At 63.4% G+C, this 25,103-nt stretch carries 26 protein-coding genes; 24 read left to right on the top strand and 2 right to left on the bottom strand.

The genetic code is table 11. The features are described from left to right. Positions 1-43: 43 nt before the first annotated feature. The 21 genes from rpmH (at position 44) to PKB_RS28565 (ending at position 19,125) form a co-directional block, all read left to right on the top strand. Complete coding sequence (gene rpmH, locus PKB_RS29485) at positions 44-178, top strand: 50S ribosomal protein L34 (protein WP_003100258.1); 135 nt, start codon at positions 44-46, stop codon at positions 176-178. 14 nt (positions 179-192) lie between these two features. Beyond that, positions 193-600 carry a ribonuclease P protein component gene (rnpA, locus tag PKB_RS28660; protein WP_043256752.1) on the top strand — a complete coding sequence of 136 codons (408 nt, stop codon included), beginning with the start codon at positions 193-195 and terminating at the stop codon, positions 598-600. Beyond that, entirely contained in the window at positions 593-841 is a 249-nt protein-coding gene (yidD, locus tag PKB_RS28655; protein WP_043256750.1) for a membrane protein insertion efficiency factor YidD, read from the top strand. Before rnpA ends, yidD begins: the two co-directional genes overlap by 8 nt. 2 nt (positions 842-843) lie before the next feature. Next, the gene (gene yidC, locus PKB_RS28650; protein WP_043256748.1) at positions 844-2,592 is read left to right on the top strand and encodes a membrane protein insertase YidC; all 1,749 of its coding nucleotides are present in this window, start codon (positions 844-846) and stop codon (positions 2,590-2,592) included. Positions 2,593-2,656: 64 nt separating this feature from the next. Next, the gene (gene mnmE / locus PKB_RS28645) at positions 2,657-4,024 is read left to right on the top strand and encodes a tRNA uridine-5-carboxymethylaminomethyl(34) synthesis GTPase MnmE (protein WP_043256746.1); all 1,368 of its coding nucleotides are present in this window, start codon (positions 2,657-2,659) and stop codon (positions 4,022-4,024) included. A 552-nt stretch (positions 4,025-4,576) separates the two neighbouring features. Beyond that, positions 4,577-6,469 (top strand): tRNA uridine-5-carboxymethylaminomethyl(34) synthesis enzyme MnmG, encoded by a 1,893-nt coding sequence (gene mnmG, locus PKB_RS28640; protein WP_043256743.1) that lies wholly within the window; start codon positions 4,577-4,579, stop codon positions 6,467-6,469. Continuing rightward, a complete protein-coding gene (rsmG, locus tag PKB_RS28635) occupies positions 6,469-7,143 on the top strand; it encodes a 16S rRNA (guanine(527)-N(7))-methyltransferase RsmG (RefSeq protein WP_043256741.1) in 675 nt (224 codons plus the stop codon). Before mnmG ends, rsmG begins: the two co-directional genes overlap by 1 nt. Then, positions 7,136-7,924: a ParA family protein gene (locus tag PKB_RS28630; protein ID WP_043256739.1), complete on the top strand. Its 789-nt coding sequence runs from the start codon at positions 7,136-7,138 to the stop codon at positions 7,922-7,924. The genes rsmG and PKB_RS28630 overlap by 8 nt, the downstream gene beginning before the upstream one ends. A gap of 17 nt (positions 7,925-7,941) precedes the next feature. Next, positions 7,942-8,814, top strand: coding sequence for a ParB/RepB/Spo0J family partition protein (locus tag PKB_RS28625; RefSeq protein ID WP_043256737.1), 873 nt, complete (start codon positions 7,942-7,944; stop codon positions 8,812-8,814). A gap of 149 nt (positions 8,815-8,963) precedes the next feature. Next, complete coding sequence (locus PKB_RS28620) at positions 8,964-9,371, top strand: F0F1 ATP synthase subunit I (RefSeq protein WP_043256735.1); 408 nt, start codon at positions 8,964-8,966, stop codon at positions 9,369-9,371. Positions 9,372-9,387: 16 nt separating this feature from the next. After that, on the top strand, positions 9,388-10,257 hold the full coding sequence (atpB, locus tag PKB_RS28615) for a F0F1 ATP synthase subunit A (RefSeq protein ID WP_043256732.1): 870 nt from the start codon (positions 9,388-9,390) through the stop codon (positions 10,255-10,257). A gap of 113 nt (positions 10,258-10,370) precedes the next feature. Further along, positions 10,371-10,628, top strand: a complete 258-nt coding sequence (gene atpE, locus PKB_RS28610) for a F0F1 ATP synthase subunit C (RefSeq protein ID WP_043256731.1) — start codon at positions 10,371-10,373, stop codon at positions 10,626-10,628. A 51-nt stretch (positions 10,629-10,679) separates the two neighbouring features. Beyond that, complete coding sequence (locus PKB_RS28605; RefSeq protein WP_043256729.1) at positions 10,680-11,150, top strand: F0F1 ATP synthase subunit B; 471 nt, start codon at positions 10,680-10,682, stop codon at positions 11,148-11,150. A gap of 11 nt (positions 11,151-11,161) precedes the next feature. Further along, a complete protein-coding gene (locus PKB_RS28600) occupies positions 11,162-11,698 on the top strand; it encodes a F0F1 ATP synthase subunit delta (RefSeq protein WP_043256727.1) in 537 nt (178 codons plus the stop codon). Positions 11,699-11,716: 18 nt separating this feature from the next. After that, positions 11,717-13,261: a F0F1 ATP synthase subunit alpha gene (gene atpA, locus PKB_RS28595; RefSeq protein ID WP_043256725.1), complete on the top strand. Its 1,545-nt coding sequence runs from the start codon at positions 11,717-11,719 to the stop codon at positions 13,259-13,261. Positions 13,262-13,314: 53 nt separating this feature from the next. Beyond that, positions 13,315-14,175: a F0F1 ATP synthase subunit gamma gene (gene atpG, locus PKB_RS28590; RefSeq protein ID WP_043256724.1), complete on the top strand. Its 861-nt coding sequence runs from the start codon at positions 13,315-13,317 to the stop codon at positions 14,173-14,175. Between the two features lie 30 nt (positions 14,176-14,205). Further along, positions 14,206-15,582 carry a F0F1 ATP synthase subunit beta gene (gene atpD / locus PKB_RS28585; protein WP_043256722.1) on the top strand — a complete coding sequence of 459 codons (1,377 nt, stop codon included), beginning with the start codon at positions 14,206-14,208 and terminating at the stop codon, positions 15,580-15,582. Between the two features lie 41 nt (positions 15,583-15,623). After that, positions 15,624-16,049 carry a F0F1 ATP synthase subunit epsilon gene (locus tag PKB_RS28580; protein ID WP_043256720.1) on the top strand — a complete coding sequence of 142 codons (426 nt, stop codon included), beginning with the start codon at positions 15,624-15,626 and terminating at the stop codon, positions 16,047-16,049. Positions 16,050-16,184: 135 nt separating this feature from the next. Further along, positions 16,185-17,552: a bifunctional UDP-N-acetylglucosamine diphosphorylase/glucosamine-1-phosphate N-acetyltransferase GlmU gene (gene glmU, locus PKB_RS28575; RefSeq protein WP_043256718.1), complete on the top strand. Its 1,368-nt coding sequence runs from the start codon at positions 16,185-16,187 to the stop codon at positions 17,550-17,552. A gap of 158 nt (positions 17,553-17,710) precedes the next feature. After that, complete coding sequence (locus PKB_RS28570) at positions 17,711-18,298, top strand: MarC family protein (RefSeq protein WP_043256716.1); 588 nt, start codon at positions 17,711-17,713, stop codon at positions 18,296-18,298. 11 nt (positions 18,299-18,309) lie between these two features. Beyond that, the gene (locus PKB_RS28565) at positions 18,310-19,125 is read left to right on the top strand and encodes an N-acetylmuramoyl-L-alanine amidase (protein WP_043256714.1); all 816 of its coding nucleotides are present in this window, start codon (positions 18,310-18,312) and stop codon (positions 19,123-19,125) included. On the opposite strand, the gene PKB_RS28560 is transcribed toward PKB_RS28565, so the two are convergent. Together PKB_RS28560 and algB are read right to left on the bottom strand one after the other, a co-directional pair. Continuing rightward, entirely contained in the window at positions 19,104-20,891 is a 1,788-nt protein-coding gene (locus PKB_RS28560) for an ATP-binding protein (protein ID WP_156958102.1), read from the bottom strand. The two genes, PKB_RS28565 and PKB_RS28560, sit on opposite strands and share 22 nt — an antisense overlap. Next, positions 20,888-22,234: a sigma-54-dependent response regulator transcription factor AlgB gene (gene algB / locus PKB_RS28555; RefSeq protein WP_043256712.1), complete on the bottom strand. Its 1,347-nt coding sequence runs from the start codon at positions 22,232-22,234 to the stop codon at positions 20,888-20,890. The genes PKB_RS28560 and algB overlap by 4 nt, the downstream gene beginning before the upstream one ends. Before the next feature lie 358 nt (positions 22,235-22,592). On the opposite strand from algB, the gene PKB_RS28550 reads away from it, so the two are divergent. From PKB_RS28550 to gltP, 3 genes are all read left to right on the top strand, one after another. Continuing rightward, positions 22,593-22,832, top strand: coding sequence for a hypothetical protein (locus PKB_RS28550; RefSeq protein ID WP_043256710.1), 240 nt, complete (start codon positions 22,593-22,595; stop codon positions 22,830-22,832). Positions 22,833-22,869: 37 nt separating this feature from the next. Beyond that, on the top strand, positions 22,870-23,031 hold the full coding sequence (locus tag PKB_RS29480; protein WP_043256709.1) for a DUF1328 domain-containing protein: 162 nt from the start codon (positions 22,870-22,872) through the stop codon (positions 23,029-23,031). A gap of 642 nt (positions 23,032-23,673) precedes the next feature. After that, positions 23,674-25,008, top strand: a complete 1,335-nt coding sequence (gene gltP / locus PKB_RS28540) for a glutamate/aspartate:proton symporter GltP (RefSeq protein ID WP_043256707.1) — start codon at positions 23,674-23,676, stop codon at positions 25,006-25,008. Positions 25,009-25,103 lie beyond the last annotated feature (95 nt).

Genomic DNA, 25,103 nt, shown 5'->3' with positions numbered 1-25,103 from the left:
CGGGGTCACTACGACCTCAAGTCGTCAACCCAGGTACCGAACAATGAAACGTACTTTCCAACCCAGCACCCTCAAGCGCGCTCGCGTCCATGGTTTCCGCGCCCGTATGGCTACCAAGAACGGCCGTCAGGTTCTGTCGCGTCGTCGCGCCAAGGGCCGTAAGCGTCTGACCGTCTGATTTGCCCGGCACCGGTGGTGAGTCGAGGATTCGAACGGGAAAAGCGTCTACTGACTTCCCGGCACTTCACAGCAGTCTTCGACTCCCCCAGCGCCAAGGTTCCCGGTAAGCACGTCCTGCTGCTGGCGCGCGAAAACGCTCTGGATCACCCCCGCCTCGGCCTGGTGATCGGCAAGAAGAACGTCAAGCTCGCCGTCGAGCGCAATCGCCTGAAACGCGTGATCCGTGAAACGTTCCGGCACAACCAGGAAGCCCTGGCTGGTCTGGACATCGTTATCATCGCGCGCAAGGGCCTGGGCGACCTGGAGAATCCCGAGCTGCACCAGCAGTTCGGCAAACTCTTCAAGCGTCTGGTGCGCAACCGACCCCGGCCGGAAACCACAACCGAACCTCCGGGGGTAGCCGATAGTTCCCATGCGTAAACTGGCGCTTCTTCTGATCCAGTTTTACCGCTACGCCATCAGCCCTTTGATGGCCAACCACTGTCGCTTCCACCCCAGCTGTTCCTGCTACGCGCAAGAGGCCATCGAACATCATGGCCTCCTGCGTGGTGGCTGGCTGACCCTGCGTCGCCTGGGTCGCTGCCATCCCTGGCATCCCGGTGGCTATGATCCCGTGCCGCCCGCCAACTCCACGCCCCGCCCTTCCTCGACGGCCGAGTAACCATGGACATCAAGCGTTCAATCCTATTCGTCGCCCTGGCAATCGTGTCCTATGCGCTGGTTCTCCAGTGGAACAAGGACTACGGTCAGCCCCAGCTGCCGGAACAGACCGCGACCTTCAACCAGCAGAACCAAGGTCTGCCGGACACCTCCGTGCCGACCAGCGGCACCGCCAGTGCCGACGTGCCTACGGCGCCGACCGCTACTGCTAGCCTGCCGAACACCCAGGCAGCGGCCGCGACTGGCCAAATGATCAAGGTCAAGACCGACGTTCTCGAACTGGCCATCGACCCGCGCGGTGGCGACGTGGTGCAACTGGGCCTGACCCAGTACCCGTTCCGCCAGGATCGCCCGGACCTGCCGTTCCCGCTGTTCGAGCATGACCAGCAACGCACCTACCTGGCCCAGAGCGGTCTGACCGGCGCCGATGGTCCCGACGCGACTGTCGCCGGCCGTCCGCTGTTCAGCAGCGCCAAGAGCGAATACCAGCTGGCCGACGGCCAGGACAAACTGGTCGTCGACCTGAACTTCGCCCGCGACGGCGTCAGCTACATCAAGCGCTTCACCTTCCACCGCGGCATGAAGACCGACTGCAGCGACAAGGAAAAAGCGCAGAAGAAGCTCGACTGCATCAACCCGAACGCTTACCAGGTCGACGTCAGCTATCTGATCGACAACCAGAGCGGCAAGCAGTGGAACGGTCTGCTGTTCGCCCAGCTCAAGCGTGATGCCAGCGCAGACCCGTCGTCGACCACCGCCACTGGCGTATCGACCTACCTGGGCGCTGCTATCTGGACCCCGGACAAGCCCTACAAGAAAGTGTCCATGAAGGACATGGACAAGGAAGGCGTCAACGAAACCGTGCAGGGCGGCTGGGTAGCCTGGCTGCAGCACTATTTCGTGACCGCCTGGGTTCCGGCCAAGGGCGACACCCACAACGTCCTGACCCGCAAGGACGCCCAGGGCAACTACATCGTCGGCTTCACCGGCCCCACCCTGAGCGTCGCTGCCGGGGCCAAGGCCGAAACCAACCTGACCCTGTACGCCGGTCCCAAGCTGCAGAAGTACCTGGGCGAGCTGTCCCCGGGCCTGGAGCTGACCGTCGACTATGGCCCGCTGTGGTTCATCGCCCAACCGATCTTCTGGCTGCTGCAACATATCCACGGCCTGCTCGGTAACTGGGGCTGGTCGATCATGCTGCTGACGTTCGTCATCAAGATGGCCTTCTTCCCGCTGTCTGCCGCCAGCTACCGCTCGATGGCCCGCATGCGCGCCGTTTCGCCGAAGATGCAGGCGATCAAGGAGCAGCATGGCGAAGATCGCCAGAAGATGTCCCAGGCGATGATGGAGCTGTACAAGAAGGAGAAGATCAATCCGCTGGGCGGCTGCCTGCCGATCCTGGTGCAGATGCCGGTCTTCCTGTCCCTGTACTGGGTGCTCCTGGAAAGCGTCGAGATGCGCCAGGCCCCGTGGCTGGGCTGGATCACCGACCTCTCGGTGAAGGATCCCTTCTTCATCCTGCCGATCATCATGGGCGCGACCATGCTGGTTCAGCAGATGCTCAACCCGACTCCGCCGGACCCCATGCAGGCCAAGGTAATGAAGCTGATGCCAGTGGTCTTCACCTTCTTCTTCCTGTGGTTCCCGGCTGGCCTGGTGCTGTACTGGGTGGTCAACAACTGCCTGTCCATTACCCAGCAGTGGTACATTACCCGGCAGATCGAAGGCGCGAGCAAGGCCAAGACAGCCTGATAATCGCACCAGCCAAACAACAGAACGCCCCCTCGTGGGGCGTTTTGCTATGTGGAGAACGTGCATGAACGCAGCCCGTGAAACCATTGCCGCCGTCGCCACCGCCCAAGGCCGCGGAGGCGTCGGCATCGTCCGTGTCTCCGGACCAAGGGCGCTGCCAATCGCCATCAGCCTCAGCGGCCGTGAACCGCAGCCCCGCTACGCGCACTACGGGCCCTTCTACGACGACGATGGCGAAGTCATCGACGAAGGCTTGCTGCTGTTCTTCCGGGGGCCGAATTCCTTCACTGGCGAGGATGTCGTCGAACTGCACGGCCACGGCGGCCCGGTAGTGCTCGACATGCTCCTGCAGCGCTGCCTGGAGTTGGGCTCGCGCCAAGCCCGCCCCGGCGAATTCAGCGAACGCGCGTTCCTCAACGACAAACTCGACCTGGCCCAGGCCGAAGCCATCGCCGACCTCATCGAGGCCAGCTCGGCGCAGGCCGCACGCAACGCCGTTCGCTCGCTGCAGGGCGAGTTTTCGCGACGCGTACATCAGCTCACCGAACAGCTGATCCAGCTGCGCATCTACGTCGAAGCGGCCATCGACTTCCCCGAGGAAGAGATCGATTTCCTCGCCGATGGCCATGTCCTCTCCCAACTCGACAAGGTTCGCTCCGAACTCGCCGGCGTTCTGCGGGAGGCAGGACAAGGTGCGTTACTGCGCGATGGCATGACGGTAGTGATCGCCGGCCGTCCGAATGCCGGCAAATCCAGCCTGCTGAACGCACTGGCGGGCCGTGAAGCGGCCATCGTCACAGATATCGCAGGCACCACGCGGGACGTGTTGCGCGAACATATCCACATCGACGGCATGCCGCTGCATGTCGTCGACACCGCCGGCCTGCGGACGACGGATGACCATGTGGAAAAGATCGGTGTGGAGCGCGCACTCAAGGCTATCGGCGAAGCTGACAGGGTACTTCTGGTGGTGGACTCCACCGCTCCCGAGGCTGTGGATGCTTTCAGCCTGTGGCCGGAGTTCCTCGACGAACGACCGGACCCCGCTCGCGTAACCCTGATCCGCAACAAGGCCGACTTATCCACATCGCCTATCGGCCTGGAAGAAAGCGCCGACGGCCACGTCACCCTGACCCTGTCCGCCAGGTCCGGAGACGGCCTCGAACTGCTGCGTGAGCACCTGAAGGCCTGCATGGGCTTCGAGCAGACCGCAGAAAGCAGCTTCAGCGCCCGCCGGCGACACCTGGAAGCCCTGCGCCACGCAGGCCAGCACCTCGATCACGGGCACTCCCAGCTGCTTCTCGCCGGGGCCGGCGAACTCCTTGCAGAAGACCTGCGCCAGGCCCAGCACGCCCTTGGCGAGATCACCGGGGCATTCAGCTCGGACGACCTGCTCGGGCGCATCTTCTCCAGCTTCTGCATCGGCAAGTAATCCTCTTATCCACATCAGCAAACGCCCGGCTACTCGACAGTACCCGGGCGTTTTTGCTTCCGCTTCATTCGTCCGCTTGTGGACAGTCTTACCCTGACAATCCTCCTAACCCACGCCGTTATTGGTATCGATGGGAATATTCACATGCCTTCATGAACCCTGTGGAAAACTACCGTATAGGTACGTAGACAAGCCCGTGGCTAACCCACTGGATAACTCGCCTGTGCATAAATGTGCTTTCCATGCACAGGTGATCAACCGGCCTTCCCCCGTTTCCCGACACCTTCGGCACAGTCTTATCCTTCCTCGAAACCAGCGTCCTTAAGGGGCTTGAATCGTTTATCCACAGATAGTGTGCACACCAAACATAATCACTAGCTCTAAAAAGATTTAAAAACTCCCTTTCATTTTTTTCTGTTAATAGCTTTTCCCCTCCGTGAGCCGACCGACGATTGGCTACTTTTTGTCCAGGTCCCTTCAATCGTTTCCGTTAAGCCCCTATACTGTGCGGCTCTCTTTTTCTTTCCCTGATCGACAGGCACGAGGTGCGTGGTGGATTTCCCTTCCCGTTTTGACGTGATCGTGATCGGCGGTGGCCATGCCGGCACAGAGGCTGCGCTCGCGGCCGCACGCATGGGCGTGAAGACCCTGCTGCTCACCCACAATGTGGAAACCCTGGGCCAGATGAGCTGCAATCCGGCCATCGGCGGTATCGGCAAGAGCCACCTGGTCAAGGAAATCGACGCCCTGGGCGGCGCCATGGCGCACGCCACCGATAAGGGCGGCATCCAGTTCCGCGTGCTGAACAGCCGCAAGGGTCCGGCTGTACGCGCTACTCGTGCCCAGGCAGACCGCGTGCTCTACAAGGCAGCGATCCGCGAGATCCTGGAAAACCAGCCGAACCTGTGGATATTCCAGCAGGCCTGCGACGACCTCATCGTCGAACAGGATCAGGTCCGCGGCGTGGTGACCCAGATGGGTCTGAAATTCCATGCAGACCAGGTTGTACTCACCGCCGGTACTTTCCTCGGCGGACTTATCCACATCGGACTGCAGAATTACTCTGGCGGCCGCGCTGGTGACCCGCCCGCAATCGCCCTGGCCAAACGCCTGCGCGAACTGCCCTTACGTGTCGGTCGCCTGAAGACCGGTACGCCGCCGCGCATCGATGGTCGCAGTGTCGATTTCTCGGTAATGACCGAGCAGCCCGGCGACACGCCGATCCCGGTGATGTCCTTCCTCGGTTCCAAGGAAGAACACCCGGCCCAGGTCAGCTGCTGGATCACCCATACCAACGCCCGCACCCACGAGATCATCGCGAGCAACCTCGATCGCTCGCCGATGTACTCCGGTGTCATCGAAGGCATCGGCCCGCGCTATTGCCCGTCGATCGAAGACAAGATCCACCGCTTCGCCGACAAGGACAGCCATCAGGTCTTCCTGGAGCCGGAAGGCCTGACCACTCATGAGCTGTACCCCAACGGCATCTCCACTTCGCTGCCGTTCGACGTACAGCTCGAGATCGTCCGCTCGATCCGTGGCATGGAGAACGCCCACATCGTTCGCCCGGGCTACGCCATCGAGTACGACTACTTCGATCCTCGCGACCTGAAGTACAGCCTGGAGACCAAGGTGATCGGCGGCCTGTTCTTCGCCGGCCAGATCAACGGCACCACCGGCTACGAAGAAGCCGGCGCCCAAGGCCTGCTCGCCGGCGCCAACGCCGCACTGCGTGCGCAGGGCCGCGAAGCCTGGTGCCCGCGCCGTGACGAGGCGTACATCGGCGTGCTGGTCGACGACCTGATTACCCTGGGCACCCAGGAGCCTTACCGCATGTTCACTTCGCGTGCCGAATACCGACTGATCCTGCGCGAAGACAACGCCGATTTGCGCCTGACTGAAAAAGGCCGCGAGCTCGGCCTGGTCGACGACAAGCGCTGGGCGGCCTTCGAGGCCAAGCGCGAAGGCATCGAACGCGAAGAACAGCGCCTGAAGAGCACCTGGGTGCGCCCGAACACGCCGCAGGGCGATGCCATCGCCGAGCGTTTCGGTACTCCGCTGGCCCATGAGTACAACCTGCTCAACCTGCTGGCCCGCCCGGAAATCGACTACGCCAGCCTGGCCGAAGTGACCGGCAGCGGCGCAGAAGATCCGCAGGTTGCCGAGCAGGTAGAGATCCGCACCAAGTACGCCGGCTACATCGATCGTCAGCAGGACGAGATCGCCCGCCTGCGAGCGAGCGAGGACACCCGTCTGCCGGACGATATCGACTACACCACGATCTCCGGGCTGTCCAAGGAGATCCAGAACAAGCTCGGCCAGTCCCGACCGGAAACCCTCGGCCAGGCCGGGCGTATCCCCGGCGTCACCCCGGCGGCCATCTCCCTGCTGCTGATCCACCTGAAGAAACGCGCGTCGAGCCGCCAGCTGGAGCAAAGCGCCTGATGTCCCTCGTTACCCAAGCCCACGCCGACGAACTCGTGCGTGGGGCAGCCGCGCTCGGCGTCGCACTCGACGAAGAGCGCAAGCAAGGCCTGCTCGCCTACCTCGCCCTCCTGGCGAAGTGGAACAAGGCCTACAACCTCACCGCGGTGCGCGATATCGACGAGATGGTCTCGCGCCACCTGATCGACAGCCTGAGCATCGTCCCGAACTTCGTCGCCGCTGGCGGTGAACGCTGGCTCGACGTTGGCAGCGGCGGTGGCATGCCCGGCATCCCGCTGGCCATCCTGTTCCCCGAGAAGCGCCTGACTCTGCTCGACAGCAACGGCAAGAAGACGCGCTTCCTGACCCAGGTGAAGCTCGAGCTGAAGCTAAAGAACCTGGAAGTTATCCACAGCCGGGTCGAGGCCTATCAACCGGCCCAGCCCTTCAACGGCATCGTCTCCCGGGCTTTCAGCAGCCTGGAGGACTTCAGCAACTGGACCCGCCACCTCGGTGACGGCGAAACCCGCTGGCTGGCGATGAAAGGCGTACACCCGGCAGACGAGCTGGCAGCACTCCCGGAGGATTTCCGGGTCGAAGCCGAGCACACGCTGGATGTGCCGGGTTGCCAAGGTCAGCGGCATCTGTTGATACTGCGCCGTTGCGTGACGGGGACGGGGGAAAACCATGGCTAAGGTATTCGCGATCGCCAACCAGAAAGGCGGTGTCGGCAAGACCACCACCTGCATCAACCTCGCCGCTTCGCTGGTCGCGACCAAGCGCCGCGTGCTGCTGATCGACCTCGATCCACAGGGCAACGCCACCACCGGCAGCGGTGTGGATAAGTTGAACCTGGAGCACTCCATCTATGACGTCCTGACTGGCGAGTGCGATCTCGCCCAGGCAATGCAGTTCTCCGAGCACGGCGGTTATCAACTGCTGCCTGCCAACCGCGACCTCACAGCCGCGGAAGTGGTGCTGCTGGAGATGGAGATGAAGGAGCACCGACTGCGCCAGGCGCTGGCTCCGATCCGCGAGAACTACGACTACATCCTGATCGACTGCCCGCCATCGCTGTCGATGCTGACCGTGAATGCGCTGTCCGCCTCCGACGGGGTGATCATCCCCATGCAGTGCGAGTACTACGCGCTCGAAGGTCTGACCGACCTGATGAACAGCATCCAGCGCATCGCCGAACGCCTGAACCCGGCGCTGAAGATCGAAGGCCTGCTGCGCACCATGTACGACCCGCGCATCAGCCTGACCAACGACGTCAGCGCGCAGCTGCAGGAGCACTTCGGCGACAAGCTCTACACCACCGTGATCCCGCGCAACGTGCGTCTGGCCGAGGCCCCCAGCTTCGGCATGCCGGCGCTGGTCTACGACAAGCAATCTCGCGGCGCCATGGCCTACCTGGCCCTGGCGGGCGAACTGGCGCGCCGACAGCGCGCTTCCCGCTCCACCGCCACCGCATGAAGAACTAAGGAACCCGCATGGCCGTGAAGAAACGAGGTCTCGGACGCGGGCTGGACGCCCTGCTCAGTGGCTCCAGCGCCGCCACCCTGCAGGAAGAGGCGGTCCAGGTGGACAGCCGCGAGCTGCAACAGCTGCCACTGGACCTGATCCAGCGCGGCAAATACCAGCCGCGCCGTGACATGGATCCGCAGGCCCTGGAAGAACTGGCCCTGTCGATCAAGGCCCAGGGCGTCATGCAGCCGATCGTGGTGCGCCCGATCGATGGCGGCCGCTACGAGATCATCGCCGGTGAGCGCCGCTGGCGCGCCACCCAGCAAGCCGGCCTGGACAAGATCCCGGCGCTGGTACGCGAAGTGCCGGACGAAGCCGCGATCGCCATGGCGCTGATCGAGAACATCCAGCGCGAAGACCTCAACCCGATCGAGGAAGCTGCTGCACTGCAACGCCTGCAGCAGGAATTCCAACTCACCCAGCAACAGGTCGCCGACGCGGTCGGCAAGTCGCGCGTAACCGTGGCCAACCTGTTGCGCCTGATCGCCCTCCCCGAGGAGATCAAGACGCTGCTGTCCCATGGCGACCTGGAGATGGGCCATGCCCGTGCACTGCTCGGTCTACCTGAGCAGCGTCAGGTCGAAGGTGCGCGACATGTTGTCGCACGTGGCCTCACCGTGCGCCAAACCGAGGCACTGGTACGCCAGTGGCTGCATGCCCCGGCGGAACCTGTCAAAGCGGTCAAGGCCGATCCGGACATCAGCCGCCTGGAACAGCGCCTGGCCGAGCGCCTGGGCGCTCCGGTGCAGATTCGCCACGGGCAGAAAGGCAAGGGCCAACTGGTCATCCGCTACAACTCGCTGGACGAGTTGCAAGGGGTTCTGGCCCACATCCGTTGAAACCTTCGGATGTGTAGCGGTAGTCGGAAATCACTACCGGGCTGTTGCCCGGGTATCCCGGGGCCCCTATACTCTGCGCGCAATTTTGTCGGCACAAAGTATGCCAAGTTGTTGATTTGCGAAGCCGACACCAGAGGACTGTGAGACAGATGGAACCCTGCAAGCCCACTCGTTTGCCCTTCCATCGCCAACCGGCTCTAGGCCTGTTGCTCGTCCAGCTGGTGGTGCTGCTTTTTGGTGCAGCAACCCTTTGGTTCATCAAGGGGCCGGTCGCGGGGTACTCCGGTTTGCTCGGAGGCTTCATCGCATGGCTGCCGAATGTTTATTTCGCGTTCAAGGCGTTTCGTTACAGCGGAGCGCGCTCGGCTCAACTGATCGTCCGTTCTTTCTACGCGGGCGAGGCCGGGAAGCTGATTTTGACGGCAGTGCTCTTCGCACTGGCGTTTGCAGGAGTGAAGCCGCTGGAGCCTCTGGCTCTGTTCGGCATCTACCTGCTGACCTTGCTGGTCAGCTGGTGCGCACCCCTGCTGATGGGACACACATTTACAAGACCTTAGAGCGATTGAGGCAAACATGGCAGCAGAAAGCGCTTCGGGTTACATCCAGCACCACTTGCAGAACCTGACCTTTGGTCGTCTGCCGGAAGGTGGTTGGGGGTTCGCCCACACAGCCGAACAAGCCAAGGAAATGGGCTTTTGGGCATTCCACGTTGACACCCTGGGCTGGTCGGTATTCCTCGGCCTGGTGTTCATCCTGATCTTCCGTGCAGCGGCCAAGAAGGCCACCAGCGGTCAACCCGGCGGCCTGCAGAACTTCGTCGAAGTTCTGGTCGAGTTCGTCGACGGCAGTGTGAAGGACACCTTCCACGGCCGTAACCCGCTGATCGCCCCGCTGGCGCTGACCGTGTTCGTCTGGATCTTCCTGATGAACCTGATCGACCTGGTGCCGGTGGACTTCCTGCCGCTGGCCGCAGCCAAGGTCACCGGCAACGAGCACCTGTTCTTCCGCGCCGTAGCCACCACCGATCCGAACGCCACCTTCGGCATGTCGATCGCGGTGTTCGCGCTGATCATCTTCTACAGCATCAAGGTCAAGGGTCTCGGCGGCTTCCTCGGCGAACTGACCCTGCACCCGTTCCACAGCAGCAACATGCTGGTTCAGATCATCCTGATCCCGGTCAACTTCCTGCTCGAGTTCGTGACCCTGATCGCCAAGCCGGTTTCGCTGGCTCTGCGTCTCTTCGGCAACATGTATGCCGGCGAGCTGATCTTCATCCTGATCGCGGTCATGTTCGGCACCGGCATTCTGTGGCTGGGCGGCATGGGCGTGGTGCTGAACTGGGCGTGGGCTGTGTTCCACATCCTGATCATCACCCTGCAGGCCTTCATCTTCATGATGCTGACCATCGTCTACCTGTCGATGGCGCACGAAGACAGCCACTGATCCACCAGTTCTGACCGGCTCCTTCCTTCCCGGAAGGGGCCGCGGAAAAGAAGTTTCACCACCTTAACTTGCTTCAACCTTTAACCAACACGACAAAAAAGTCGGGAGGAAAAATGGAAACTGTAGTTGGCCTCACTGCTATCGCCGTTGCTCTGCTGATCGGTCTGGGCGCCCTGGGTACCGCCATTGGTTTCGGCCTGCTGGGCGGCAAATTCCTGGAAGGCGCTGCTCGTCAGCCGGAAATGGTTCCGATGCTGCAGGTGAAAATGTTCATCGTCGCCGGTCTGCTCGACGCCGTGACCATGATCGGTGTTGGTATCGCGCTGTTCTTCACCTTCGCTAACCCGTTCATCGCTCAGGTAGCCCACTAATTTCCGGCTTCCGGAAAGACGTGACTGACAACGAACGAGCGAGGTGTTGGCGTGAACATTAATGCAACTCTGATCGGCCAGGCCATTGCGTTCGCCATCTTCGTCATCTTCTGCATGAAGTTCGTATGGCCTCCGGTCATCGCGGCTCTGCACGAGCGTCAGAAGAAGATTGCCGACGGCCTGGATGCTGCCAACCGTGCGGCTCGTGATCTGGAACTGGCTCACGAGAAAGCGGGCCAGCAACTGCGCGAGGCCAAGGCTCAGGCAGCCGAAATCATCGAGCAGGCGAAGAAGAGCGCTAACCAGATCGTTGATGAAGCCCGTGATCAGGCCCGTGTCGAAGGTGATCGCATGATCGCCCAGGCCAAAGCCCAGATCGAACAGGAGCTGAACAGCGTCAAGGATGCTCTGCGTGCCCAAGTGGGTGCACTGGCCGTATCCGGCGCCGAGAAGATCCTGGGTGCTTCGATCGACGCCAACGCGCAAAAGCAGCTGGTTGATCAACTGGCCGCTGAGATCTAAGCGAGGGCGATATGGCAGAACTGACCACGTTGGCTCGTCCCTACGCGAAGGCGGCTTTCGAGTACGCCCAGGCTCATCAGCAATTGGCCGCTTGGTCCGCTGCTCTGGGTGTGCTGGCTGCAGTGTCGCAGGACGACACCGTGCGCCAGCTGCTCAAAGAGCCTCAGCTGACTGCTGCGTCCAAGGCCGATGCGCTGATCGACGTATGTGGCGACAAGCTCAATGCTCCAGCCCAGAACTTCGTCCGGACTGTGGCTGAAAACAAGCGGCTCGACCTGCTGCCGACCATCTTCGAGATGTTCGAGCAGCTCAAGGCCGAGCAGGAAAAGCTGGTCGAGGTCGAGGTCACCAGTGCCTTCGCCCTGGACCAGGAACAGCAGGACAAACTCGCCAAGGCTCTCAGCGCCCGGCTCAGTCGCGAAGTGCGACTTCATGCGTCGGAAGACGCGAGCCTGATCGGCGGCGTGGTGATCCGCGCCGGCGACTTGGTAATCGATGGCTCGGTGCGCGGCAAGCTCGCGAAACTGGCCGAAGCGTTGAAATCTTGAGTTTGAAGGGGCAGCGGCATGCAGCAACTCAATCCTTCCGAAATTAGTGAAATCATCAAGGGGCGTATCGAGAAACTCGATGTCGCCTCGCAAGCGCGTAACGAAGGCACCATCGTCAGCGTGTCCGACGGTATCGTGCGCATCTTCGGTCTGGCCGACGTCATGTACGGCGAGATGATCGAATTCCCGGGCGGCGTCTTCGGTATGGCGCTGAACCTGGAGCAAGACTCCGTTGGTGCTGTGGTTCTGGGTGAATACCAGGACCTCAAAGAAGGCATGAATGCCAAGTGCACCGGCCGCATCCTGGAAGTCCCGGTTGGTCCGGAACTGCTGGGTCGCGTGGTCGACGCACTGGGCAACCCGATCGATGGCAAAGGCCCGATCGATGCCAAGCTGACCGACGCCGTCGAGAAAGTGGCTCCGGGCGTGATCTGGCGTAAGTCGGTAGACCAGCCGGTACAGACCGGTTACAAGTCGGTCGACGCCATGATCCCGGTAGGCCGTGGCCAGCGCGAGCTGATCATCGGCGACCGTCAGATCGGTAAGACCGCTCTGGCCATCGACGCCATCATCAACCAGAAGAACAGCGGCATCCGCTGCGTCTACGTTGCCATCGGTCAGAAGCAATCGACCATCGCCAACGTCGTACGCAAGCTGGAAGAGAACGGCGCCCTGGCCAACACCATCGTGGTCGTTGCCAGTGCTTCCGAATCCGCTGCTCTGCAGTACCTGGCTCCCTACTCCGGCTGCACCATGGGCGAATACTTCCGCGATCGCGGTGAAGACGCCCTGATCGTGTACGACGACCTGTCCAAGCAGGCCGTTGCCTACCGCCAGATCTCCCTGCTGCTGCGCCGTCCGCCGGGCCGTGAAGCCTACCCGGGCGACGTGTTCTATCTCCACAGCCGTCTGCTGGAGCGCGCATCCCGCGTTTCCGAAGAGTACGTAGAGAAGTTCACCAATGGCGCCGTGACTGGCAAGACCGGTTCCCTGACCGCTCTGCCGATCATCGAAACCCAGGCTGGCGACGTTTCCGCGTTCGTTCCGACCAACGTGATCTCCATCACCGACGGTCAGATCTTCCTGGAATCGGCCATGTTCAACTCGGGTATCCGTCCGGCCGTCAACGCCGGTATCTCGGTATCCCGTGTGGGTGGCGCGGCTCAGACCAAGATCATCAAGAAACTGTCCGGCGGCATCCGTACCGCGCTGGCCCAGTACCGTGAACTGGCGGCCTTCGCCCAGTTCGCTTCGGACCTGGACGACGCGACCCGCAAGCAGCTTGAGCATGGTCAGCGCGTTACCGAGCTGATGAAGCAGAAGCAGTACGCGCCTATGTCCATCGCCGAGATGTCGCTGTCCCTGTATGCCGCCGAGCGTGGCTTCCTGCAGGACGTCGAGATCGCCAAGGTGGGCGCCTTCGAACAGGCGTTGATCGGTTACTTCCAGCGTGAGCACGCCGCTCTGCTGGCCAAGATCAACGAGAAGGGTGACTTCAACGACGAAATCGACGCTGGCATCAAAGCCGGTATCGAGAAGTTCAAGGCCACCCAAACCTGGTAAGCCGCAGCGGGGGTCCGGTAAGGGCCCCCGCCTGCTAACCCGATAGGTGTCAAATGGCAGGCGCAAAAGAGATTCGCAGCAAGATTGCGAGCATCAAAAGCACGCAGAAAATCACCAATGCCATGGAAAAGGTGGCGGTGAGCAAGATGCGCAAGGCACAAATGCGCATGGCGGCCGGCCGTCCCTACGCGGAGCGCATTCGCCAGGTGATCGGCCATCTGGCCAACGCCAACCCGGAGTACCGTCACCCGTTCATGGTCGAGCGCGAAATCAAGCGCGTCGGCTATATCGTCGTGAGCTCCGACCGTGGCCTGGCCGGCGGCCTGAACATCAACCTGTTCAAGGCGCTCGTCAAGGACATGTCCGCCAAGCGCGAACAGGGCGCGGAAGTCGACCTGTGCGTGATTGGTGCCAAGGGTGCATCCTTCTTCAAGAACTTTGGCGGCAACGTGGTTGCAGCCATCAGTCACCTGGGCGAAGAGCCGTCGATCAATGATCTGATCGGCAGCGTCAAGGTCATGCTGGATGCCTACCTGGATGGGCGTATTGATCGCCTGTACGTGGTTTCCAACAAGTTCGTCAACACCATGACCCAGAAGCCGACCGTGGAACAGCTGATTCCGCTGGTGGCCGAGGACGACGCGAACCTGAAGCACCACTGGGACTACCTCTACGAACCCGACGCCAAGGCGCTGCTCGACGGCCTGCTGGTGCGCTACGTGGAATCCCAGGTGTATCAGGCGGTGGTTGAGAACAACGCCTGCGAGCAGGCGGCCCGGATGATTGCAATGAAGAACGCTACCGACAACGCCGGCGATCTGATCAGCGGACTGCAGCTGATCTACAACAAGGCACGTCAGGCGGCGATCACCCAGGAAATCTCGGAAATCGTCGGCGGCGCTGCCGCGGTGTAAGAACAGGTTCAAAATTCAGAGGAACCAGACATGAGTAGCGGACGTATCGTTCAAATCATCGGCGCCGTGATCGACGTGGAATTCCCGCGCGATGCCGTGCCGAGCATCTACGAGGCCCTGAAGGTTCAGGGCGTCGAAACCACCCTCGAAGTTCAGCAGCAGCTGGGCGACGGCGTGGTTCGTTCCATTGCAATGGGTTCCACCGAAGGCCTCAAGCGTGGCCTGAACGTGGACAGCACCGGCGCAGCCATCTCCGTCCCGGTCGGTACCAAGACCCTGGGCCGTATCATGGACGTACTGGGCAACCCGATCGACGAAGCTGGTCCGATTGGCGAAGAAGAGCGCTGGGGTATTCACCGCGACGCTCCGTCCTACGCTGACCAAGCTGGCGGCAACGACCTGCTGGAAACCGGCATCAAGGTAATCGACCTGGTCTGCCCGTTCGCCAAGGGCGGTAAAGTCGGTCTGTTCGGTGGTGCCGGTGTAGGCAAGACCGTAAACATGATGGAGCTGATCCGTAACATCGCCATGGAGCACAGCGGTTACTCTGTGTTCGCTGGTGTGGGCGAGCGTACCCGTGAGGGCAACGACTTCTACCACGAGATGAAGGATTCCGGCGTACTGGACAAGGTAGCCCTGGTTTACGGCCAGATGAACGAGCCGCCGGGCAACCGTCTGCGCGTTGCACTGACCGGCCTGACCATGGCCGAGAAGTTCCGCGACGAAGGCCGTGACGTACTGCTGTTCATCGACAACATCTACCGTTACACCCTCGCCGGTACCGAAGTATCCGCACTGCTGGGCCGTATGCCTTCCGCAGTAGGTTACCAGCCGACCCTGGCCGAAGAGATGGGCGTTCTGCAGGAGCGCATCACCTCCACCAAGAAAGGCTCGATCACCTCGATCCAGGCCGTCTACGTTCCCGCGGACGACCTGACCGACCCGAGCCCGGCGACCACCTTCGCCCACTTGGACGCCACCGTCGTACTGTCCCGTGACATCGCCTCGCTGGGTATCTACCCGGCCGTCGATCCGCTGGACTCGACTTCGCGTCAGCTGGACCCGCTGGTCATCGGCCAGGATCACTACGACACCGCTCGTGGCGTGCAGTACGTTCTGCAGCGCTACAAAGAGCTGAAGGACATCATCGCGATCCTCGGCATGGACGAACTGTCCGAGTCCGACAAGCTGCTGGTGGCCCGTGCTCGTAAGATCCAGCGCTTCCTGTCCCAGCCGTTCTTCGTGGCTGAAGTATTCACCGGCTCGCCGGGCAAATACGTCTCCCTGAAGGACACCATCGCTGGCTTCAAAGGCATCCTCAACGGCGACTACGACCACCTGCCCGAGCAGGCGTTCTACATGGTCGGCGGCATCGAAGAAGCCATCGAGAAAGCGAAGAAGCTGTAATCCCGTGCGCCCGGAAACGGGCGCTTACGTGAGGCAAGGGTATGGCTATTACTGTCCATTGCGACATCGTCAGCGCCGAAGCGGAGATCTACTCCGGTCTGGTCGAGCTGGTCGTCGCGCACGGTTCGCTGGGTGATCTGGGTATCGCTCCGGGCCACGCGCCGCTGATCACCGAGCTCAAGCCGGGTCCGATCCGCATCGTCAAGCAGGGCGGCGAGCAGGAGGTGTACTACATCTCCGGCGGCTTCCTCGAAGTACAGCCGAGCATGGTGAAGGTCCTGGCCGACACTGTGATCCGCGCTGGCGACCTCGACGAAGCAGCTGCTCAGACCGCACTGAAGGAAGCTGAGAAGGCTCTGAACGCCAAGGGCGCAGAGTTCGACTACAGCGCCGCTGCAGCCCGCCTGTCCGAAGCCGCAGCCCAGCTGCGCACGGTCCAGCAGGTTCGCAAGAAGTTCGGCGGCTAAGCCGGATCGCGAATCCCTCCCACCGCTTTGGCAACGAAGCGGTTGCCGAGGGTTCAGCGACCTAGGGGAAAAGGGTAGCCTTGGCTACCCTTTTTCTTTTTCCACTCCATGGTTTTCCAGGACGGTTCAACTCCCATGTCCCTCGAGATCGTCATCCTCGCCGCTGGCCAGGGCACGCGCATGCGTTCCGCCCTGCCGAAAGTCCTCCACCCGGTCGCCGGCAAGCCCATGCTGGCCCACGTGATCGATACCGCGCGGACCCTGGCGCCTCAGCGCATCCACGTGGTGATCGGCCATGGCGCCGAGAAAGTGCGCGAGCAACTGCAGGCCGATGACCTGAATTTCGTGGTCCAGGAGCAGCAGCTCGGCACCGGCCACGCGGTGGCCCAGGCTGCACCCTTCCTCAGCGCCGACCGCGTGCTGATCCTCTACGGCGACGTGCCGCTGATCGAGCATCCGACCCTGGCGCGTCTTCTTGAACAGGCCAGCGCCGAGCAGCTCGCGCTGCTGACCGTGACGCTGGACGATCCGACCGGCTACGGACGCATCATCCGCGGCGCCGACGGCGAGGTCGCCGCCATCGTCGAGCAGAAGGACGCCAGCCCCGAGCAGCGCGCCATCCGCGAAGGCAATACCGGCATCCTCTGCGTGCCGCGTGCGCGTCTGGAAGGCTGGCTGGGCCGGCTGTCGAACAGCAACGCCCAGGGTGAGTACTACCTCACCGATGTCATCGCCATGGCCGTCGGCGATGGTCTGCGCGTGGCTACTGCACAACCGGCGGCAGCCATGGAAGTCCAGGGTGCCAACGATCGCATCCAGCTCGCCGAGCTCGAGCGCTTCTACCAGCAGCGCATCGCTCGCCGCCTGATGGCCCAGGGTGTGACCCTGCTGGACCCGGCACGCTTCGACGTGCGTGGGGAGGTGAACGTCGGCCGTGACGTGCTGATCGATGTGAACGTGATTCTCGAAGGCCGTGTGGATATCGAGGACAACGTGCAGATCGGCCCGAACTGTGTGATCAAGAACAGCACCCTGCGCCGTGGCGCGATCATCAAGGCCAACAGCCACCTGGAAGGTGCGGATGTCGGCGCCGGCAGCGATGTAGGTCCGTTCGCCCGTCTGCGTCCGGGTAGCGTCCTGCGCGACCAGGTGCATGTGGGTAACTTCGTCGAGCTGAAGAACGCCCTGCTCCACGACGGGGTGAAGGTCGGCCACCTGACCTATCTCGGCGACAGCGACGTCGGTGCGCGCACCAACATCGGCGCCGGCACCATCACCTGCAACTACGACGGCGCCAACAAGTGGCGCACCGTGATCGGCGAAGACGTCTTCATCGGCTCCAACAACTCGCTGGTGGCGCCTGTGGATATTCGTGCCGGCGCCACGACTGGCGCTGGTTCCACCATCACCGCCGAAGTCCCGGAGAAGGCCCTCGCGGTCGGCCGAGCCAAGCAGCGGGTGATCGAGGGCTGGAAACGCCCGGAGAAGATCAAGAAATCCTGATGGCTTGTGGATAAACCAACGTCCACACTCAACGGGTGCCTGCGGAGGAAATCATCCACAGGCATCCGCGCCTTCTCGTCCGCAGCTGATCTATCCACAGGGACGAATCCGACCGAGGCGCCCAGGCGCCATCTATCCAACTCCTGGAGTTATCCACAATGCTCGGCGTAGCCGTCCTGATCTTTCTGATCACCGACCCCTTCGGCAACATCGCGGTCTTTCTCGCCGCCCTCAAGTCGGTACCGGCGGAGCGTCGGCTCAAGGTCGCGCTGCGCGAGCTGCTGCTCGCCCTCGGCCTGCTGCTGCTGTTCCTGACCCTCGGCGAACACATCCTCACCGGGCTGGGCCTGACCCGCGAGGCGACCGGCATCGCCGGCGGCATCATCCTCTTCGTGGTCGCCATGCGCCTGATCTTCCCGACGCCGCAGGGCGTGCTCGGCGACATGCCGGACAGCGAGCCGCTGCTGGTTCCGCTCGCCACCCCGGCGGTGGCAGGCCCTTCTGCGCTGGCAATGCTGATCACCCTGCGGACCACCTACAACGGACCGCTGTGGGAGCTGTACCTGGCCGTGGTCCTGGCCTGGGCGGCGACTGCGGCCATACTCCTGCAGGCGTCCTTCCTGCAGCGCTTCCTCGGTCCGCGCGGGCTGACCGCGGTGGAACGCTTGGCGGGCATGCTGCTGATCATGCTGAGCGTCAACATGCTGCTGCAGAACCTGCGCAGCGTGCTGCACATCACCGGCTAAGCGGAGTCGCCATGCGCCACCTGTGCCTGATCCTCGCCAGCCTGCTGCTGGCTGCCTGCGCCGGCAAGGGCGGCCTGCAGATCGACCGCGAGCATCCCTCGCGCAACCAGGACAGCCGCGTCCAGTACGTGATCATCCACTACACCTCGACCGACCTCGAACGCTCGATGAAGATCCTGACTCAGGGCGATGTGAGCGCGCATTACCTGATCGGCGCCAACCCGCCGACCATCTACCAGCTGGTCGACGAGAACCGCCGCGCCTGGCATGCCGGGCAGAGCGAATGGCAGGGGCGGACCTGGCTGAACTCCACGTCCATCGGTATCGAGCTGGTCAACCCGGGCTACATCGACGGGCCCAATGGGCGCACCTGGGGAGCTTATCCACAGGGCCAGATCGATGCGCTGATCCTGCTGCTCAAGGACATCGTCAAGCGCCAGGGCATCGCTCCCGAACACATCCTCGGGCACAGCGACATCGCGCCCCAGCGCAAGGTCGATCCGGGCCCTGCGTTCCCCTGGAAGCGCCTGGCCGATGCCGGCTTGATCCCCTGGCCGCAACAGGCTGACGTGCAGCGCCACCTGGCCGATTTGAACGGTCAGCTGCCCGCGCCGGGCTGGTTCCAGCAACAACTGGCGCGCCAGGGTTATGCAGTGCCGCTCGATGGCGTGCTGAACCAGGCCACGCGCAACGTCATCGCGGCCTTCCAGATGCGCTACCGCCCGCAGCGTTTTGATGGCGAGCCTGATCTGGAAACCGCTGCACTACTGCTCGCGGTGCCCACCTCGCTGCCGGCGCCAGCCGTTCAGACCGGCAGCAGCATGTAGATGCGCGTGCCGGCGCCCGGCTGGGATTGCACGCCGATGCGCCCGCCGTGCAGTTGCACGATCTCCTTGCACAGCGCCAGGCCAAGCCCGGCGCCGCCGCTGCGCGTGCCGACCTGGACGAAGGGCTCGAAGATGCGGGCCTGCTGGCTGTAGGCGATGCCTTCGCCGCTGTCCTCGACCGCCAGGCTCAGGAACTTGTCCTGGTGCTGCGCCAGCAGGCGAACCCGCCCGCCCGCCGGGGTGTGGCGCAACGCGTTGACCAGCAGGTTGTCGAGCACCCGCTCCAGGCGCAGCCGATCGCCTTCCAGCAGGCTCAGGTTGGGCGCCAGCTCCACCTGGAGCGAGATTCCCTGAGCGTCGGCCCGCGCGGCGAAGCGCTGGCGCGCCTGTTCGAGCAGCTCGCCCGGATTGCAGGGCTCGCGTTCCAGCTTCTGCTGGCCTTCCTGGTAGCGCGAGAAGTTCAGCAGGTCGTCGATCAGCCGGACCAGGCGCTGCATTTCCTCGTCGACGGTATCGGCGAGCTCGCGCTCGCGTCCGCCCTCCGGCAGCTGCAGGCGCTCGCGCAGCAGTGCGAAGGCCATGTGCAGGCCCGTCACCGGGGTGCGTAGCTCGTGAGAGGCGCGCAGCACGAATTCGCTGCGCACACGTTCGAAGGCCCGGCTGTCGGTTACATCGCGCAGCACCAGCACTGCACCCATGTTGCGGCCGTCGTCGTGGGTGACCGGGACCAGCGTCCAGGCCAGCAGGCGGCATTCTCCGGAAATCTGCACCTCCAGGTCAGCCGATGACTCGGCAAGAGTCTCGCCGCGCAGCACCAGGCCAGTGGCCTGCAGCAGCTCCGGGTTATCCACAAGCTCGCCGAGCAGGCGGCCGTGCGGGTCGCTCTGCGAGAACAGCTGGCGGCTGGCGACCGGGTTGGCGTGCTCGATGCGGCTGCGCCGGTCGAGGATCACCAGGCCATCGTCGATGCTGTCGAGCACCGCCTGCAGGCGTCGCTGGCCGGCCATCACAGCCTCGATGTTGGTCGCCTTGTAGTCGGCCAGGGCCTGAGCCATGAGGCCGAAGCGCCGGCTTAGCGAGGCCATCTCGGCGACCTTGGAAAGCGGCAGCTTCACCTTGAAATCACCCTTGCCGATCTGGTCGGCGGCCTGCGCCAGTGCCTCGATGGGCGCGCCGAAACGGCGGGCGATGCCGTGGGCGGTGACGAAACCGATCAGCAGCACGGCCAGCCCGACCAGCCCGAGCAGGCCGGAGATCAGCCAGGCATGCTGGCGCGAACGCTGCTCGGCGTCGCTGATCGTCTGCATGGCGTGGCTATGCAGGGCCAACAGGTACTGGTGCAGGGCGTTGAAGGCGCGGCTGAAGCTGCTGTCTTCCACGAGGTTGAAGCGACTGTTGCGGGAGCTTTTGACCTGATCGAGGAAACGCTGGTTGGCCAGGTCGATGCGCTCGTAAAGCGCCCGTTCGACGTCGTTCTCCGCTTTTTGCCGACCTTCATTGAGATAGTCGGCGAAGGCCTTGCGCTGGATGGCCAGGCGTTCCGCGCTGGCGCTGTCGCTGAGCAGCTGGGCGAGTTGCTCGTCCAGCGCCTGGCGCAGCTGTTCGCTGCTGCGCACGATGGCAAAGTTGTGTGCGATCACCCGTTCCTGCTCGCGGCCCAGCAGCATCACGCTGAACACCCCGAGCAGCAGCCCGATCAGGGCCAGGGTGATCAGCGCCGAGATGCTCAGGAACATCCGCGACCGCAGGCTGGGCGGGCGTTTCACAGGTTGTACTGCTTGCGTTTGCGGTACAGCGTGGAGGCGTCGATGCCGAGGGTCTTGGCGGCCTGGTCGAGGGTCGGGCTGCTGGCCATCACCGAGGCGATGTGGGCTTTCTCCAGCTCTTCCAGGCTCAGCGCTTCACCGATCCGCGGCAGGTTGCTGCCGGCCTGTTCGCCCAGGCCCAGGTGCTCGGGCTCCACCAGCTCCTGGTTGCAAATTATGCTTGCGCGTTCCACCACGTTGCGTAGTTCGCGCACGTTGCCCGGCCAGGCGTACTGGCGCAGCAGCGCCTGCGCTTCAGGGGCGAAACCGCGCGCCGGGCGGCCGTAGTCGCGGACGAACTGGGCAAGGAAGCGCTCGGCCAGGTCCGGGATGTCCTCGGCGCGCTCACGCAGCGGCGGCAGGTTGAGGACGATGACGTTGAGGCGGTAGAGCAGGTCCTCGCGGAACAGGCCCTGGGCGACCATGCCGGCCAGGTCGCGGTTGGTCGCGGCGAGGATGCGCACGTCGGCGCGGCGCGTCACGGGGTCGCCGACGCGTTCGTACTCCTTGTCCTGGATGAAGCGCAGCAGCTTGGCCTGCAGCGGCAACGGGAAGTCGCCGATCTCGTCGAGGAACAGGGTGCCGCCGTCGGCCTGGCTGACCCGTCCCAGAGTGCTTTCGCTGGCACCTGTGAAGGCGCCGCGGCTGTGGCCGAACAGCTCGCTCTCCATCAGATCGGCACTCAGCGACGGGCAGTTGATGGTGACGAAGGCCTTCTTCGCGCGCTTGCTCCAGCCATGGATGGCGCGCGCCAGCTCGCCCTTGCCCGAGCCGGATTCGCCGAGCACGAGGATGTTGGCGTCGGTGGCCGCCACCTGCCGCGCGGTTTCCAGCACCGCGGTCATCGCCGGGCTGTGCGATTCGAGCTGCCCACCCTGGCCGGCCTGGGCGCCCTCAAGCACCTCCAGGCGCGCGGTCAGTTGGCGCAGCTCCAGCTGCTTGGCCGCGGCCATGCGCAATTGCTCGGGGGTACAGGGTTTGACCAGGTAATCGGCGGCGCCAGCCTGCATGGCATCGACGGCGGTATCCACGGCGGAATGCGCGGTGACTATCACTACGCGCATCCAGGGCGTCTGCAGGCGCATCTGCGCCAGCAGGTCGAGCCCGTTGTCGTCGCCCAGGCGCAGGTCGAGGAAGCACAGGTCGAACACCTGGCGCTGCAGCAACGCTTCGGCCTGCGCGGTACTGCTGGCGGTGGCCACGGCGTAGCCGCTGTCCTCCAGGCAGTAACGGAAGGTGCGCAGGATGGCGGGTTCGTCATCGACCAACAGGACTCGGCCTGACTGCTCGGTGGTGGGCTCCATGCGGTTACGTCCTCGCTCTCAGCGTCTAATTTAGGAATCTGCGCATTTAGTCCAGGAAATTTCCTGCAAGTTGCAAGGAAACAGTGAAGCCCTTGGCGAGAGTGGTTGTGCGGGCCATACGCCGGACGGCACAGCCCGCTCCAGGGTGCTCATCGTGCAAAACGCCCGGCCCGGCGCCTTGCATCGTGCAGGATGCGGGCATCGTGCGACCTTCGATTGGTTGCAAGTTATTGATTAGGAAGAATTAAGCGAGACGGCGGTATCTGGCACGGCGCATGCGAGGAAGGATCGGGCAGGGTTATCCAGGAGCGTTCCCACCGCTCCGGCCCATCACGACTTCGTCGGGAGGAATGCGCAGATGAACGGCCATGAATCGCCAACCGACCCTCGGGGCAGGCTGCTGTTGGCCGGCTTCGCGTTGGCGCTGCTGCTGGGCGGGGTGTATCCGTCCGCGCCGGCGCAACCGGTCCAGATGCTGACGCCCGTGCCTTTCGCTGCCGCCGCGCCCGCCTCGCACGAACACTGGGCGGCGCCAGCTGAAAACACCGGCAGCCAGGCTTCGGCCAACCCGCCGCGCCTGGAGCGCTGGGTGTTCTGAGCCGACGAGTTCCGCCACGCCATAAAGGAGAAACGCCATGCTGAGCTGGGCACTGACTTTCCTGATCATCGCCATCATCGCCGGGGTTCTCGGTTTCGGCGGCATCGCCGGGGCCGCGACCAGCATCGCGAAGATTCTCTTCGTGCTGTTCCTGGTGCTCTTCGTGTTGTCCTTCATCGCCGGCCGCCGGCGCGGCTGACCGGCACCCGCTGGTGCGGCGCTGTCAGGCCGCGCCGAGCGGGCTGCGTCGTTGCCTCGCCTGGTCACGGGCGGGGCTTGGTCAGGGGGCCGGGAGGCTGGGGGGAGCAGTGGAGCCGCAGCCACCCAGGGGTACAGGGAGTACCTCCGCAGAGGGCCGGGCCAGGTGAAAAGGCCGCGACGGGGTGGCTGCCTTGTACAGGCTGCGCCCCGGAGGGCCGGCTCGACCGGCGGTCCGAAAGGCGCCGCCGACCTCGGACAGATCTGATTTCGATCAATGCCCGGGCGAGCCTTAACCCTTCTACTGGGTGAGGCTTCGGCACCGGTCGGGTGCCGATATCCGCCGGGTTCGTCCCGCTGGCATTCATTTTCTTGCATCCATGCGAGCCGCCTGGCCCGCCGCTTTCCGCGTCATGCGCGGAAGATCAGGTGGGTGCAACGTCATGCCAGATATGAAGGTTCCAACCAGCTGGAACCCTCGTTCCGTTTGTCTTTTTCCATGCCGATTCGGCATGGGCTAGTCGTTTCCGGCATTAGACGTCGGGGGAGGCGCTGGGAATCATGCGCCCCTTTTTTCGCGCCCCCGGCCAACCCGGCGGGCAGCGGAACCCCCGACTTCCACAAGAACCAAGGGTGACTACACATGGGCAAAGCCAAGCTCAGCCTCGCCTGGCAGATCGTCATCGGTCTGCTCCTGGGCATCGCCGTCGGCGCCGCGCTGAACCACTTCAGCGCAGACAAGGCCTGGTGGACCAGCAATATCCTGCAACCGGCGGGCGACATCTTCATCCGCCTGATCAAGATGATCGTCGTACCGATCGTCATCTCCTCGCTGGTGGTCGGCATCGCCGGCATGGGCGACGCGAAGAAGCTCGGGCGCATCGGCCTGAAGACCATCGTCTACTTCGAGATCATCACCACCGTTGCCATCGTCGTCGGTCTGCTGCTGGCCAACCTGTTCCAGCCCGGCGCCGGCATCGACATGAGCACCCTCGGCACTGTGGATATCTCCAAGTACGCGCAGACCGCCAAGGAAGTCGAGCACCACCACGCGTTCATCGAGACCATCCTCAACCTGATCCCGTCGAACATCTTCGCCGCCATGGCGCGCGGCGAGATGCTGCCGATCATCTTCTTCTCGGTGATGTTCGGCCTGGGCCTGTCCTCGCTGCCGGCGCCGACCCGCGAGCCGCTGGTGAAGATGTTCCAGGGCGTGGCCGAGGCGATGTTCCGCGTGACCCACATGATCATGCTCTACGCCCCGGTCGGGGTGTTCGCGCTGATCGCCGTGACCGTCGCCAGCTTCGGCTTCGCCTCGCTGCTGCCGCTGGCCAAGCTGGTGCTGCTGGTGTACTTCGCCATCGCCTTCTTCGCCTTCATGGTGCTGGGCCTGGTGGCGCGGCTGTTCGGCTTCTCGATCATCAAGCTGATGCGCATCTTCAAGGACGAACTGGTCCTGGCGTACTCCACCGCCAGCTCGGAAACCGTGCTGCCGCGCATCATCGAGAAGATGGAGGCCTACGGCGCGCCCAAGGCGGTGAGCAGCTTCGTGGTGCCCACCGGCTACTCCTTCAACCTCGACGGCTCGACCCTGTACCAGAGCATCGCGGCGATCTTCATCGCCCAGCTCTACGGCATCGACCTGTCGATCAGCCAGCAATTGCTGCTGGTGCTGACCCTGATGGTGACCTCCAAGGGCATCGCCGGAGTGCCGGGGGTGTCCTTCGTGGTGCTGCTGGCGACCCTGGGCAGCGTCGGCATCCCGCTGGAAGGCCTGGCCTTCATCGCCGGCGTCGACCGCATCATGGACATGGCGCGCACCGCGCTGAACGTGATCGGCAACGCCCTGGCGGTGCTGGTCATCGCCAAGTGGGAAGGCATCTACGACGGCAAGCAGGGCGAGCTCTACTGGCAGGCGGTGGAGCAGGGCCGTGGCGAGGATCTGCTGAACGAAGCCAAGGCTGCCAGCGCGCACTGAGGCGTGACTGTGCGCGCGGACCTTGTCCGCGCATCGCGGATAAATCCGCTCCTACAGGGTGACGCCGAACTCAGCCGCTGACTTGTGTAGGAGCG

Source organism: Pseudomonas knackmussii B13 (genome assembly GCF_000689415.1).
Lineage (GTDB): Bacteria > Pseudomonadota > Gammaproteobacteria > Pseudomonadales > Pseudomonadaceae > Pseudomonas > Pseudomonas knackmussii.
Note: the sequence above shows the minus strand (reverse complement) of the source record. Positions and strands in the feature narration are given on the sequence as shown.